The organism is Tropicimonas sp. (assembly GCF_047971885.1).
Classification (GTDB): domain Bacteria; phylum Pseudomonadota; class Alphaproteobacteria; order Rhodobacterales; family Rhodobacteraceae; genus Tropicimonas.
This window is the reverse complement of record NZ_JBKEAE010000108.1, coordinates 1-13,991: the sequence shown is the minus strand read 5'-3', so window position 1 is coordinate 13,991 and position 13,991 is coordinate 1. Positions and strand designations below refer to the sequence as shown.

The window sequence follows — 13,991 nt, the reverse complement described above, 5'->3', positions numbered from 1 at the left end:
TACGTGCTTCCCTGGGGGCAGATGTCCTTCTGGGGCGCGACGGTGATCACCGGCCTCTTTGGCGCCATCCCGTGGATCGGCGAACCGATCCAGACCTGGCTGCTCGGCGGGCCGGCGGTGGGCAACCCGACGCTGAACCGCTTCTTCTCGCTGCATTACCTGCTGCCGTTCGTCATCGCGGCGCTGGTGATCGTGCATATCTGGGCCTTCCACACCACCGGCAACGGCAACCCGACCGGGGTCGAGGTCCGGCGCGGCTCCAAGGAGGAAGCCAGGAAGGACACGCTGACCTTCTGGCCCTATTTCGTGATCAAGGATTTCTTCGCGCTGGCGTTCATCCTGGTCATCTTCTTCGCCGTCGTGGGCTTCATGCCCAATTACCTCGGCCACCCCGACAACTATATCGAGGCGAACCCGCTGGTGACCCCGGCGCATATCGTCCCCGAATGGTACTTCCTGCCCTTCTACGCGATCCTGCGCGCCTTTACCGCCGACGTCTGGGTGGTGATGTTCGCCGACTGGATCACCTTCGGCATCGTCGACGCGAAGTTCTTCGGCGTCATCGCCATGTTCGGCGCCATCATCGTTCTGGTGCTGGTTCCGTGGCTCGATACGTCGCGGGTCCGCTCGGGGCGCTACCGGCCGATGTTCAAGTGGTGGTACTGGATCTTCGTGTTCGACTTCGTGGTTCTCACCTGGGCGGGCGCCATGCCGGCCGAGGGCATCTATCCCTATATCGCGCTGATCGGGGCGGCCTACTGGTTTGCCTACTTCCTGCTGATCCTGCCGGTGCTGGGCCTGATCGAGAAGCCCCTGCCGCAGCCGAAGACCATCGAGGAAGACTTCATCGACCATTACGGCAAAGCCCATGGCGATGCCGCGGCCACGCCGGCCGAGTGACAGGAAGGATCGTTACGAAATGATCAGAAAAATAGCACTCGCCGCCATCGCAGCCATCGCCATGAACGGGGGCGCGGCCATCGCCGCCGAGGAGTCGCATATCGAGGATGTCTCGTTCTCGTTCGAAGGGCCCTTCGGCACCTACGACCGGGATCAGCTCCAGCGCGGCCTTCAGGTCTATACCGAAATCTGCGCCGCCTGCCACGGGCTGCGCTACGTTCCGCTCAGGACGCTCGCCGACGAGGGCGGCCCGGGCTACACCATGGACGAGGTGCGCGACTACGCCGGCGAGCATTTCGAGGTCTTCGACCCCGAACTCGACGACACGCGCGCCGCGATCCCGACCGACCACTTCCCCGCCAACACCACGGCCGGCGCACCCGACCTCAGCCTCATGGCCAAGGCGCGCGCCGGGTTCCACGGGCCCTACGGGAGCGGTCTCAACCAGCTCTTCAAGGGCATGGGCGGGCCGGAGTACATCGTCTCGATCCTCAACGGCTATACCGGCGAGGAGAAAGAGGAAGCCGGCACGCTGTTTTACGAGAACACCGCCTTCGCCGGCGGCTGGATCTCGATGGCACCGCCGCTCTACGGCGATGATGTGGAATACGCTGACGGCCATTCCGCCACCATCCACCACGAGGCCGAGGATGTTTCGGCTTTCCTGATGTGGGCGGCCGAACCCAAGCTCGAGGCGCGCAAGCGGGCGGGTTTCATCAGCGTCATCTACCTGACCATCCTGACCGTACTGCTCTACGCCACCAACAAGCGGCTGTGGAAACCGGTCAAGAAGGCGGCGAAGGAGGCCTGAAAAGAGGCCTGACCCGAAGATCATCGACAAAGCGAGGGGCGCCCGCTGCGGCGCCCTTTTCGTTTCTGCCGGTCCCCGTCCCCTATCGCAGGCGCACGCCGGCACGGGCCGCGCGGCCGTTGGCATCGATCACTGAAAGCTCGACAAACCCGGTGCCGGGCGTCTCCAGCAGAACTTCGCGCGCCCGCGCCCGCACCACCACCGGCGTACCGTTGGCAAGCCAGGTGAAGGGCGGCGTGCCATCGCGCACCTTGAGCGCCAGCCCCTCCCCCGCCTCGATCTCGGCCCCGTCCGGCGGAAAGGCAAGCTTGGGCGCGTCGGGCGACGGCGCGAACACGCCGTCGCGCGGGCGAAAGTTACGCAGCGGCGCCGGCAGCCCGGCGGTCGAAAGCAGGAGCGCATCGTCGGGCGGCGGCGGCAGCGGTTCCGCCTGCGGTTTCAGCCGGCCAAAGGCCTGAAACAGGACCGGCGCGGCAAGCTCGCCGCCAAACGCGCCGGGCACCGGCGTTCCGTCGGGACGGCCGATCCAGACCCCGATAACATGGCGCCCGTCATAGCCGATGGACCAGGCATCGCGATGGCCATAGCTGGTGCCGGTCTTGTAGGCGAGCCGGATCCGCGCTGCATACGGCGGTGGCGCGATGCCCGACAGGATGCTGCCGACCTGCCAGGCGGCCCGCTCCGAAAGGATACGGCGGGGTGTGGGCGTGGGACCCGGCGAATAGAGCAGCGGCATTTCGCGCCCCCGCCGCGCCAGCCCGCCGTAGAGTCGCACCAGATCCTCCAGCGTCAGGCCGATACCGCCGAGCGCGACGGCCAGCCCCGGTACCCCGCCGGGGATCTGCGGGTCGGCCCCGGCGCGGCGCAGCGCCGCCAGCAGCCGTGGTGGCCCCAGCGCATCGGTCAGCATCACCACGGGAATGTTGAGCGAAAGCTGCAGCGCCCGGCGCACGGTCACGGTCCCGCGAAAGGCACCGTCGAAGTTGAGCGGCGCGTAACCGCCAAAGGCGACCGGATGATCCTCGATCAGCGTTTCGGGATGGGCGAGCCCCTCGTCGAAGGCAAGCCCGTAGACCAGCGGCTTCAGCGTCGAGCCGGGCGAGCGCAGGGCACGCGTCATGTCGATCCAGCCATCGCGCCGGTCGTCGCGATAGCCTGCCGACCCCACCGCCGCCAGTACCTCGCCGGTCTGGTGATCGGCAACCAGTATCGCCGCTGACACATGCGCCCCCACGCCGCGAACCGCATCGCGCGCCAGCGTTTCGAGGCTTGCCTGGAGATCGCGGTCGAGCGTGGTCCGGTGCAGCGTTGCCTGCGGGTTTTCAGAACGAAGACGCTCGGCCAGATGCGGCGCGAAGGCGGAAAAAGCGCGTCGCTGGGTGGGGATGCCGGTGGTGCGGGCAGCATGCGCCGCCTCGGGCGCGATCACGCCGGTCGCCGCCGCCCGGGCAAGCACGCGGTTCCGGGCCACTGTCGCGGCGCTGGCGTTGCGGTCGGGCCGCCGGGCCGCCGGTGATTGCGGGATCGCCACCAGCAGCGCCGCTTCGGCCGGGGTCAGCCGGCCGGGCTCCTTGCCGAAATAGGCCAGCGTCGCGGCGCGCAGGCCCTCCAGATTGCCGCCGAACGGTGCGCGCTCGTAATAGAGCGCAAGGATTTCCCGCTTGGAAAGGCGCCGCTCCAGCGCCAGCGCCAGCCGCATCTGGCGCAGCTTGCCGCCCACCTGTCCGGTTGTGCCGTCTTCGAGCAGACGCGCCACCTGCATCGTCAGCGTCGAGCCGCCCGACACCACCCGGCCATGGCGCAGCGCCTGCCCGGCCGCCCTCGCCATGGCGCGCCAGTCGATTCCACTGTGGCGGAAGAACCGCTTGTCCTCGTGGGCGACCAGCATCGCCGGATAGAGCGGGTCGATCCGTGCCGCGTCCGCCCTCAGCCGCCAGCGTCCGTCCCCGACGGTAAAGGCGCGCAGAAGCCGCCCCTCCCGGTCGAGCACCTCGACCGAGGTTTCGGGCGCAAGAGGCGGAAGGGCCGTCGCCTCGACCCAGCCATCGAAGCCGTCCCGCACCGCCGCGCCGGCGAAAAGCAGCAGCGCCAGCCCGAGGATCGCGCCGCGCCTCATCGTGTGACCACGACGCTCCCGGCGGAACTGCGGCCACGGAACTGCGGCCGGTACATATCCTCGACCGAGGCCGCCGGATGGCGGAACGTGCCGGGGCTGACCGCGCGCACCACATAGGCCAGCGTGAACGGCTTTTCCGACCGCCAGTCGACAGCCGCCATGAAGCGGTCCTGCCGGAATTCGGCGGTGCGGGTGGCCGCCGTTTTCAGCCATGGCAGGTTACGGATGTCGCCCCCCTGAACAAGGCTGGGATTGTCGATCTCGAACCCGGCGGGCAGCGGATCGACGACCATCAGCCGCGCTTCGGACGGGCCGAAGGGGGTGACGGTCAGCACCGCGACCAGACGTGTTCCCTGAGCGACCTGCGCCGGATCGGCAGCCGCGCCCTCCATGGTGAAATAGCTCCGCTCGATGGCATATCCCTGCCCCAGCGCCCGGGGATCGGGATTTTCCGCAATGCCAAAGCTGGTCAGCATCAGCGCAAGCGGATGGTCCGAAGCGTTGGTGACGGCAACCGGAGCCGCGGCAAGGCGGTCTTCGCCCAGCCGCAGCACCGGCAGATCGTAGGGCACGCCATCGATCACCACCCCCGCGGTGCCGGGCGCGTCGATCAGGGCGTGGGCGGCAAGCAGCGTCCACGCCGATTCCTGGGTCGAGCGCTGGCGGTCGGCCGAGGCGATGCGTTCGGTCAGCGCCGGCCGGTCCACCGTCTCGCTGCCGGCTTCGACCGCGAGCGACAGAACCGCCGCGCTGTCACGCAGGTTGGTGCCATAATCGGCGCGCCACAGCGGCGTCGGTTCATCCGCCAGCAGCGGCAGAAGCTGGGTCACCGCACGGCGGAACATGGCGTCGGCCCGCGCCTGTTCTCCATACATCGCCAGCGCCGCCCCCAACTGGGCCGAGGCCATGGGGGTCGCGAAATCGGCGCCCTTGACATCGGCATAGTAGCGCAGATCGCCGATGGCGGCCGCGCCTTCGCGGGCAAGCACCAGCAGGGCGTAGGCGATATCCTCGCCTCCCTTCTCGAAATCGCCCGCGTAGTTGAGGCGGTTGCGCAGGTTGTCCATCGCCGCCGCAAAGGCGGTGTCCGGAACCTCGTATCCCTGCGCCCGCGCCCGGCCGAGGAAATCGCTGACATAGGCATCGAGCCAGAAATCGCCGTCGTCGGTGTTCCACAGACCGAAGCCGCCCGCGGACGACTGGCGCGACAGCACGCGATCGATGGCGCCACCGACGCGTTCGGCGATATCGCCGTGCCCCTCGAGCCCCATCGCATCGGCAACCTGTGAAAGGTAGAGCAGCGGCAGCGCCTTGCTGGTCACCTGTTCGGTGCAGCCGTAGGGATAGCGATCGAGCTCGGCGAGCAGGCCCGGCGCATTCAGCCGGCCGAGCGGCCCGAGCGCCAGCATGGCCGATCGCGTGCCCGGCCTGAGACCGGCCAGTACCTCGCCGTCGAGCGTGGCGGTCTCGCCCGGCGCAAGCGAAAAGCGCGACGCGGTGGCTGTCACGGGGTCGTTGGCCTCAACCGGCAGGGTCAGGGTCTTGTCGAGCCGCCGCCCCTCCGGGGTGACCAGTACCAGCGAGATCGTGGCAAGGCCCGGGTTTTCGGCCCGGAACGGCAGCGACAGAACGGCCTTTCCTCCGTCGGCCAGGGTAATGCCCGGTGGCAAGGCCGAGGTATCGAGCACAACCCCCTGCGCGCTGGCTTCGAGCGCCATGCCCCCGGCAGGGCCGGTGACATGCACCAGTTCCAGCCGCAGCCGCGATTCGTCACCGGGGGCGAGGAAACGCGGCACCGACGCCGTCATCACCACGGGATCGCGCACCAGCACCGTCGCATCGGCCTCGCCCACCGCGCTGTCGGTCCAGGCCAGCACCATCAGCCGGACCTGTCCGTTGAACGCCGGCATCTCGAAACCGACCTCGGCGCGCCCGTCGGCGCCCACCTGAACCGGGCCCGAGAAGAAGGCGACAAGCGCCTCGGTCGGCGGCGGGGCGTTCAGGCGCGCCTGCGCCTCGGCATCGCCACCCGAGCGCAGGCGCCCTGCATTACCCGAACGCCCGTCGATCAGCCGCCCGTAGAGATCGCGCAATCCCATGCCGAGCTTGCGCTGGCCGAAATAATAGCCCGAGGCGGATGGCGGGGTGAAGCCGGTCAGGTTCAGTATACCCTGATCGACCGCTGCAACCGTCGCCCAGGCGGTTTCCCCGGGCGCGATGCCGTCGACGGCAAGCGTGGCCGTCAGCCGCTCGCGCGGTGCGGCTTCGGCGGGCGGAACAAGACGGACGGCGAGCCGGGACGCCCCCGGATCGACCGCCGCATGGACCAGCCCGATCGACCGCGCGGGATTGCGGCCGGTTGCCGTTTCCATCGGGCGGATCAGGGTTGCCGTGACATAGGCGCCCGCCCCCCATTCATCCGTCACCGGCAGGTCGATCATGTTTTCGCCTGCCGCGAGGTCGCGCGCATCCATCGCGATCAGCCGGTTGGAGGCGACCGTTACCAGCGCCTTGCCGGCATCGGGCGCGACAATGCGCAGCCGTGCAACCTCGCCCGGAAGATAGGCCGCGCGGTCGAGCGAGACCTCGAGCAGGTCGGGTGTGGCGGATGCATCGGCCGGCGCATACCAGCCCGCGTGGAAATCGACCGAACTGGCCGAATAGGGGCCGTCGATGCGCTCGACGACAAGCTCGTAATGCCCCCATTCGACGGGCGCGGAAAGCGTGGCCGGCGTGGCTGCGAGCATCAGTTCCCCGCGGTCCACGCGGGTACGGCGGGTTACCGGCTCCCAGTCCCAGTTACCGTTGGCGGAATACCACTGGTACCGGGTCTCGACCCGGTTCAGCGTCCATTTCACCCGCATGGGCTCGGGCACTAGACCGGCGCCGATGCCGACAATGCCGAACGTCGCCTCGGCCCCCTCGGGCAACACGTCGTCGAAACCGGGCCGGATGCCGATCAGCGGCCCCGAGGGTGCCAGCGGGCGGACCACCTGCCGCTCGACCGGGCGCCCCGAACCCTCGGAGACCCGCACCGTGACGGTTGCCTCAAGCGGGCGAAGCGCATCCGCCGCTTCGGGCAGATCGAGCGGCAGCACCGCCCGACCCGCAGCGTCGGTATGCGCGGCCTCGATCACTTCCAGCGCGGGCGAAAAGGGCTCGTCGTACAGACCGAAGCGATAGCCGGGATACCCCGCGAGCGCATCGGTTGCGGCAAGGCGCACCTCGCCCTCGATCGGCAGGTCGCCGCCGGGTGCACCGAAAAGATATTCCGCCGAAACCTCCAGTGCCGGACGGCTGCCCGGCGCCATGGGCGTTTCGGGCAGCGAAAGCGCCACGTCGATCCGTTCGGGCAGGAAATCCTCGACCAGAAGCGTGCGTGTCGTCAGCGCCGGTGCGCCCGGGTCGGCGTGGATGGCCAGCCGCCACGTCCCGCGCAGCACCGCGGGGCCGAGGGGCAGAGCAAAGACATGGCCGCCCGCCACCCCGCCGTCACTGACAAGGCGGGAGTATTCGACCCCGTCCGGGCGGCTCAGAACCGCCGTCAGCGGCAGGTCCGGGATGGCCTTCGCGCTGCCGTCGCGGGCAAGCACGGTGGCGTGTATCGTCTCGCCGGCGCGATAGGCGCCACGGTCGGTGGCAAGGAAGGCATCAATCGGCCCGGCAGCGGGCCGCCCCTCGACCCCGCGATCGGAAAGATCGAATTCAGGGTCGGTCAGCGACAGGAAGCCGGTGTCGTCATCGCCCATCCGGGCCAGAACCGTGGCCGGCGCCGCGCCACCCCGGCCGGCAACCAGCCCCGGGGCAAAACGGGCGTAGCCCCGCGCATCGGTCGCGACAGTTCCCAGAATGCGATTGGAACGCGACAGAAGCGACAGTTCGAGCCCCTCCATCGGTTCGGCCGAGGCGAGGCTGCGGGCAAAGACATGCAGGCCGTCCGTGCCCTGCATGCTGGCCAGACCGATATCCGAGATCACGAACCACTGGGTCGCGGGCGGTGTCTCGTAGGGATCGGCTCCCGGGACCCGCGCCTGCAGCGCATAGAGACCGGGCGGCTGATCGCCGATCGCCTCTGCCATCGGCAGCAGCGTCGTCACATCGGTGTTGAGCGCGGTCTCCACCTCGCCGGTGCCGCGCCACACCACCTCGGCGGGGCCGTCGCCAAAGGCGTCCTCCTCCCACGCCCGAACGGGCTGGCCGAACGTGCCCTCTCGGATCATCGTGACGATATTGCGCTCGCTGATCCGGTTCAGCGTCAGTTCGACCGTCGCAAGATTCACCGTCACCACGGGAAGCGATCCCCCGGTGACGCGCGGCAGCACATAGGCACGACCGGGGAAACGGACCAGCGGCGACCGGTCGCGGATATAGACCTGAAGCTCCGCCTCATGGCCGAGCGTCTCGCCCGAGGCGGCCGGCAGTCCGGCGCGAAAGGCGATGCGATAGCGTTGCCCGTGTTCCATCCCGTCGATGCACAGATCGCGCTCCGATGCCTCCACGGCAAATCCGTTTCCGGGAAGCTGAAGAAAGGGTTCGAAATCGACACCCTCGGCCAGCGCTTCGCTGAAGGTGGCACAGACGCGCGGCACCGCCGGATCGCTTTCGACCCGGTGATCGGTGATGCGGAACCCGTAAAGCGCCCGCGCCCTGCCGAGCGCTTCCGCCACCTGGCTGTCCTGAGTCAGTTCGCCGGCCCGGCCCAGCGCGAACACGCTGTCGCGCCCGCGCCCCACCGCCTCGAGCATGTACCCCAGCGAAACCAGCGCCTCCGTGCGCTCCTCCAGCGTGGCACTGCGCAGGTAGGCGTTGATCGCGGCGGAAAGCGCCTGATCCCGGCTTGCCGTCCGGTTGTCCTTGTCGGATTCCCAGTCGTTCCGCGCGGCAAGGGAATAGTCCTCCCAGTGCCCGGCGCTGTCGCTCAGCACGACCGCCGCGCCAAGCCAGCGCATCTGCTCGCCATAGGCGCGTTCGCCTCGGGCGGCATCGGCACTGGCGGCAATCTCCTCAAGGCTCCATGGCCCGGGAACGTATTGCTGCGCCATCGTCTCGGCCTGGGCACGCGCGGCTTCGAAATCTTCGGGGCGCAGAAAATCCAGTTCGGCGGCCCGTGTGGCGGCGATGTCCAGAGCGGCGGCCGTCGTGTCCACCACGATCGCCGAAACGGCACCTTCGAAACCGTCCCGCCGGGTGACACCCTTCTTTGGAAAGCAACTGTTCGACCGGCCGTTGAAGGTGAAGGCGCTGCACGACGGATCGGTCAGGCAGGCGGCGCGGCAGGCCCCGAGCGTGGTGTCGAAAAGTGCGCTGAGATCGGCGCCGAAAAAATCGGTATCCCGTTCGTAGATCAGCCGCCTTTCGGGTATCGGCGCATCGCTCGCCTGGGCGAAGACGGGTTGTGCAAGGCAAAGACCGGCGACAAGCGGAATGACCAGACGGCGCAGGCCGGGCATGGCGGTTCTCCATCGGAAATCGGTGGGCAAGCGTCGCACGGAGGCCGCGGGCTTGGCAACGATTCCCCTGCGCAAGGGCGATGCTTAAACCCCTCTTCACCAACTTCGGGCAGCATGGCACCCGATCACGGGTCCGGCGTACCGGCACCCAGCCGGGAGACGACGCTTGAACAGCCTGAGCGAAAAACTGGCGGCCGAACGCCGCGCGCGCCTCGCCGCCGAACATCTGCTGGAACTGAAAAGCCAGGAGCTTTTTCGCGCCAACAAGGCGCTGTCGCAGCATGCCTTCAATCTGTCGGGCCAGATCGTCGCCAAGCGCGAGGAGATGCGCGCGGTCCGAAGTCAGGCGCAGGAGCTGAAAAAGAACAACCTGCGCACTCAGGCCGAGCTTTTCCGCGCCGAGCGCGAGGCCGAGCGGGCCGAAGCGCAGATGGAGATCGCCGAGCGCCGGCTATGGGATTCGGTCGAGACGATCGCAGACGGTTTTGCCGTCTTCGACCGTGAGGACCGCCTGATCGCGGCAAACTCTGCATGGCTGTCGATTTTCGATCATTCCGAGGCGATACAGCCCGGCATTTCCTATCTCGATGTACTGACCTTTGCGGTCGGGGAAGGGGTCTTCGACATCGGCGAGCGCAAACCGGACCGCTGGATCGCCGAAATGCTCGACCGCTGGGACCGGCCCAGCGTACCCGAGACGACACAGCAGTTGTGGGACGGGCGCTACCTGCGCCTGCTCGACCGGCGGGCGCGTGACGGCGACATGGTCTGTGTCGCCCAGGACGTGACGGCCATGAAGGAGCGCGAGGCGGAACTTCACGAGGCGCGCGCCCGTGCCGAGGCCGCCAACCGCTCCAAGTCCGTGTTCCTCGCCAACATGAGCCACGAGTTGCGCACGCCGATGAACGGTGTCGTCGCCATGACCGACCTGATGCTCGAGGGCGATCTGAACGAGGAGCAGACGCTCTATCTGCGTACCATCCGGAACTCGGGCGAGGCGTTGCTGGCCATAATCAACGACGTGCTCGATTTCACCCGGATCGAGGCCGAGAAACTGGTGCTGCGCCCCGAACCGTTCGATCTGGAGCGGATGCTGCACGAGGTTCTGACGCTGGTGGTGCCGCAGGCCAGGGACCGGTCCATCGACCTGCATGTCGATTACGACCTGTTCCTGCCGACGCGCCTGACGGGCGATCCGGGGCGGCTGCGCCAGGTTCTGACCAACCTGATCGGCAACGCGGTCAAGTTCACCATGCAGGGCCACGTGCTGGTGCGGGTCGTTGGAATGGAACTGGAGCGCGAGACCTGGCAAATCCACGTCACGGTCGAGGATACCGGCATCGGCATCGCCACCGACCAGCAGACACGGATCTTCGATTCCTTCGCCCAGGTCGAGCAGGACAAGAACCGCAAATTCGAGGGCACCGGGCTGGGCCTGGCAATCTGCCGCGAGATCGTCGACCTGATGAGCGGCGAAATCTGGGTCGAATCCGAGCCGGCGAAAGGCTCGTGTTTCGGCATCTCGGTGACGCTGCCCTGCGCGGACGGCGGCGCGCCGGCTCCCCGCGCGCTGGCGCCGGGCCAGATCCGGGCGATGATGGCCGGCGGTGGCGGTCTCGATCAGGATATCCTGTCCAAACAGCTGCGCCAGCTCGGCATGGAGGTTCGCTGCCTGGGCACCGGTGCCGAGGCACTGGCCGCGATACGGTCGGGGCCGGCGCCGCAGATCGTTCTGATCGACGAGAGGCTGCCCGACACCAGCGGGCGGAAACTGGCACGCGACATGCGCGCCGGCGGGCTGCATTCGGCCACGGTGCTGCTGTGCGCCGATCCGCATTCGGCCCGCACCTCCTCGGCGGCACCCGCAGTCGACGCCACGCTGGTCAGGCCGGTGCTGCGCAGCGATCTTTTCCGGACGCTCGACAAGATCGCCGCCGCACATCCCCGTCCGGGCGCGGGGCGAACGGACGAGCGGACAGAAACCGGGCCGGAGAGCGGCCAAAACGCCCCCGACGTTCCGGCCGATAGCGCCGAGGCCCCGCCTTTGTCCACCACCGGGAAGCGGCGGATGCGCGTTCTGGCCGCCGAGGACAACCGCACCAATCAGCTTGTCTTCCGCAAGCTGGTCAAGACGCTCGATATCGAGCTTGCGGTTGCCGGCAACGGACACGAGGCGGTGGAGCTTTTCGCCTCGTTCCACCCCGATCTCGTCTTCATGGATATCTCGATGCCGGAACTCGACGGGACTGAGGCCACGCGCATGATCCGCGCAACCGAACGCGGCAGCCGTGTTCCGATCGTCGCGATGACCGCGCATGCGCTGAGCGGGGACAGAGAGGAAATCCTCTCGGCCGGGCTCGACCAGTATCTGACCAAGCCGTTGCGCAAGGGCCCGGTCATCGAACGCATCCTTGCCCATTGCCCGGACGATTGCCGCCTGCCCGGAGAGGCGCCGTCGCCGGGCAGACAATCGGGCGGGCGATAACGGGCGTTCAGGCGGCACCGCCGTCGGGTTCGCCGCGCAGGAAGACCGGGCTGTCGGGCGAGGAAAGCGCCGGCTGGTAGCGGTAGCCGCCGGTATCGAAATCACGCAACGCCTGCGGATCGCGCAGCCGGTTCGCGACGATGAAGCGCGCCATCGCGCCGCGCGCCTTCTTGGCGAAGAAACTGACGATCTTCGGCCCGCCGGGCCGGTTTTCGAGGAAAACCGGGGCAACCACCCGCAACCCCAGCGCCCGGGTATCGACCGCAGCGAAGTATTCCCTGCTGGCACAATTGACCAGCACCCCGGCCCCGCATGCCGAAACGGCGGTCGCCAGCGCACGGGCAGGACGATCCGCCCAGTAATCGTAGAGATTTGCGCCCGCCGGCGTTTTCAGGCGCGTTCCCATTTCCAGCCGGTAGGGCTGGATCGCGTCGTATGGTCTCAGGACGCCGTAGAGCCCGGACAGGATGCGCAGGTGATCCTGCGCCCGGTCCAGTTCCTCGCGGTCGAGCGAGGCGGCCTCGAACCCCGCATAGGTATCGCCGGCAAAGGCGCGGATCGCCGGTCGCAGCGCCCCGGGTGCCGGCGGGTCGGAGAAATCGGCAAACCGTTGCCTGTTCAGTCTTGCCAGCGCATCGCTCAGGCCCATCAGCCGTTTCAGATCGGCAATTGTGAGCTTTCGGACAATCGCCGCAAGGCGGGCCGCATCGGCGGTGAAATGCGGCCCAGTCATCGCCATGCCGGGTACATCGGACCAGTCCAGCCGTTTGGCGGGTGACAGCACGACGAGCATTTGCAACCTCCCTTGCGGTGCGGACGCTGGGGCCACCCGCGCGGCGTTCCTATCCGGCTGCCGCCAGAACTTCCAGAAAGGCATCGCCGAAGCGGTCGAGCTTCTGGCCGGTCATGCCGGGAATGCGCGACAGGGCATCGCGGCTGCCGGGGCGGCGTTCGGCGATATGGCGCAGGGTCGAGGCGTTGCAGGCAAGATAGCGCCCGGTGCCCGCGTCGCCACGCGAAAGCTCTGTCTGAACCTCCTGCAGGCGATCGAAGACCTGCCCGTCGGCACGCCCGGCCAGACGGCGGCGTGCCGGATGCACGGGTGCCGACACGCCGGCGATCACTTCCAGGAAGATCGCCCCGTAGCGTTCGAGCTTGGTTGCGCCAACGCCGCCGATCCGCGCCATCCCATCGAGATCGGCCGGGCGCTGCTCGGCCATCTCGGTCAACGTCCGATCGGTAAAGACGACATAGGCCGGCACACCCGCCGCCTCGGCCAGCGCCCGCCGCCTTGCCTTGAGCGCCGAAAGCAGCGGCGCGTCCTCCTCGGCGACCAGCGCGCGCGCACTCGGGCGGTCCCCGGCGCGCACCACGCTGTCCTTGCGCAGCGTCAGGTTTGCCTCGCCACGCAGGATGGGGCGGGCGCCGTCGGTCATGCGCAGGGCGCCGTGCCGCTCGGGATCGGGGCGAACGAGGTCGTGCCCCATCATCTGGCGAAAGACCGCCTGCCACTGGGCCCGGTTGTATTCGCCTCCCACACCGAAGGTCGGCAGCGCATCGTGGCCGCGGGCACGGATCCTGTCGGTCCGGTTGCCGAGCAGGATGTCGATCAGGTGCGCGGTGCCGAAGTATTCGCCGGTCCGCAGGATCGCCGAAAGCGCCTTGCGTACCGCCGTCGTGCCGTCGAACAGTTCGGGCGGCCGGTCGCAGAGGTCGCAATGCCCGCATGTCTCGGCGGCCTCGCCGAAATAGGCCAGCAGCGCCTGGCGCCGGCACCCCAGCGCCTCGGCCAGCCCCAGAAGCGCGTTCAGCCGTCCGTGGTCGGCGGCCTTGCGGTCGGGCGGGGCGAGCCCCTCGTCGATCTGGGCGCGGCGCAGGCGGATGTCGTCGGGGCCGAAAAGTGTGAGCGTTTCGGCGGGCGCGCCGTCGCGCCCGGCCCGGCCGATCTCCTGATAATAGGCCTCGATGGATTTCGGCAGGTCGGCATGGGCGACCCAGCGGATATCGGGTTTGTCGATACCCATCCCGAAGGCGACGGTGGCGACCACGATCAGGCCGTCCTCGGTCTGGAAACGCCGCTCGACGATGCGGCGGTCCTCGGCCTCCATGCCACCGTGATAATGGCAGGCGGCGTGCCCCTCCTCCCCGAGCGCGGCCGCCAGGGATTCGGTCTTGGCCCGCGTTCCGCAATAGACGATGCCCGAACGCCCCCGGCGCGCGGCGGCAAAG

7 protein-coding genes are annotated in these 13,991 nt (G+C 68.3%); 3 read left to right on the top strand and 4 right to left on the bottom strand.

Features of this window, described 5'->3' with window-relative positions; genetic code table 11:
- Both ACK5IR_RS09395 and ACK5IR_RS09390 read left to right on the top strand, forming a co-directional pair.
- Nucleotides 1-900 (top strand): cytochrome b (locus ACK5IR_RS09395; RefSeq protein ID WP_416928205.1); only part of this gene is annotated, 900 nt, incomplete at its 5' end.
- A 19-nt stretch (nucleotides 901-919) separates the two neighbouring features.
- Nucleotides 920-1,711: a cytochrome c1 gene (locus tag ACK5IR_RS09390; RefSeq protein ID WP_416928203.1), complete on the top strand. Its 792-nt coding sequence runs from the start codon at nucleotides 920-922 to the stop codon at nucleotides 1,709-1,711.
- An 82-nt stretch (nucleotides 1,712-1,793) separates the two neighbouring features.
- Here the strand turns inward: ACK5IR_RS09390 and pbpC are convergent, their stop codons facing one another.
- Both pbpC and ACK5IR_RS09380 read right to left on the bottom strand, forming a co-directional pair.
- Entirely contained in the window at nucleotides 1,794-3,827 is a 2,034-nt protein-coding gene (gene pbpC, locus ACK5IR_RS09385) for a penicillin-binding protein 1C (protein ID WP_416928201.1), read from the bottom strand.
- Complete coding sequence (locus ACK5IR_RS09380; protein WP_416928199.1) at nucleotides 3,824-9,277, bottom strand: alpha-2-macroglobulin family protein; 5,454 nt, start codon at nucleotides 9,275-9,277, stop codon at nucleotides 3,824-3,826. Before ACK5IR_RS09380 ends, pbpC begins: the two co-directional genes overlap by 4 nt.
- 166 nt (nucleotides 9,278-9,443) lie before the next feature.
- Between ACK5IR_RS09380 and ACK5IR_RS09375 the strand changes: the two genes are divergently transcribed.
- A complete protein-coding gene (locus tag ACK5IR_RS09375; protein ID WP_416928197.1) occupies nucleotides 9,444-11,762 on the top strand; it encodes a response regulator in 2,319 nt (772 codons plus the stop codon).
- Nucleotides 11,763-11,769: 7 nt separating this feature from the next.
- On the opposite strand, the gene yaaA is transcribed toward ACK5IR_RS09375, so the two are convergent.
- Both yaaA and ACK5IR_RS09365 read right to left on the bottom strand, forming a co-directional pair.
- Complete coding sequence (yaaA, locus tag ACK5IR_RS09370; protein WP_416928195.1) at nucleotides 11,770-12,555, bottom strand: peroxide stress protein YaaA; 786 nt, start codon at nucleotides 12,553-12,555, stop codon at nucleotides 11,770-11,772.
- Between the two features lie 49 nt (nucleotides 12,556-12,604).
- Nucleotides 12,605-13,991: HRDC domain-containing protein (locus ACK5IR_RS09365; RefSeq protein ID WP_416928193.1), on the bottom strand; the 1,387-nt coding region annotated here is incomplete at its 5' end.

Excerpts from the sequence above, each read along its gene's own strand:
- pbpC (WP_416928201.1), bottom strand. The coding sequence starts at position 3,827 with ATGAGGCGCGGCGCGATCCTCGGGCTGGCGCTGCTGCTTTTCGCCGGC.
- ACK5IR_RS09380 (WP_416928199.1), bottom strand. The coding sequence starts at position 9,277 with ATGCCCGGCCTGCGCCGTCTGGTCATTCCGCTTGTCGCCGGTCTTTGC.
- ACK5IR_RS09390 (WP_416928203.1), top strand. The coding sequence starts at position 920 with ATGATCAGAAAAATAGCACTCGCCGCCATCGCAGCCATCGCCATGAAC.
- yaaA (WP_416928195.1), bottom strand. The coding sequence starts at position 12,555 with ATGCTCGTCGTGCTGTCACCCGCCAAACGGCTGGACTGGTCCGATGTA.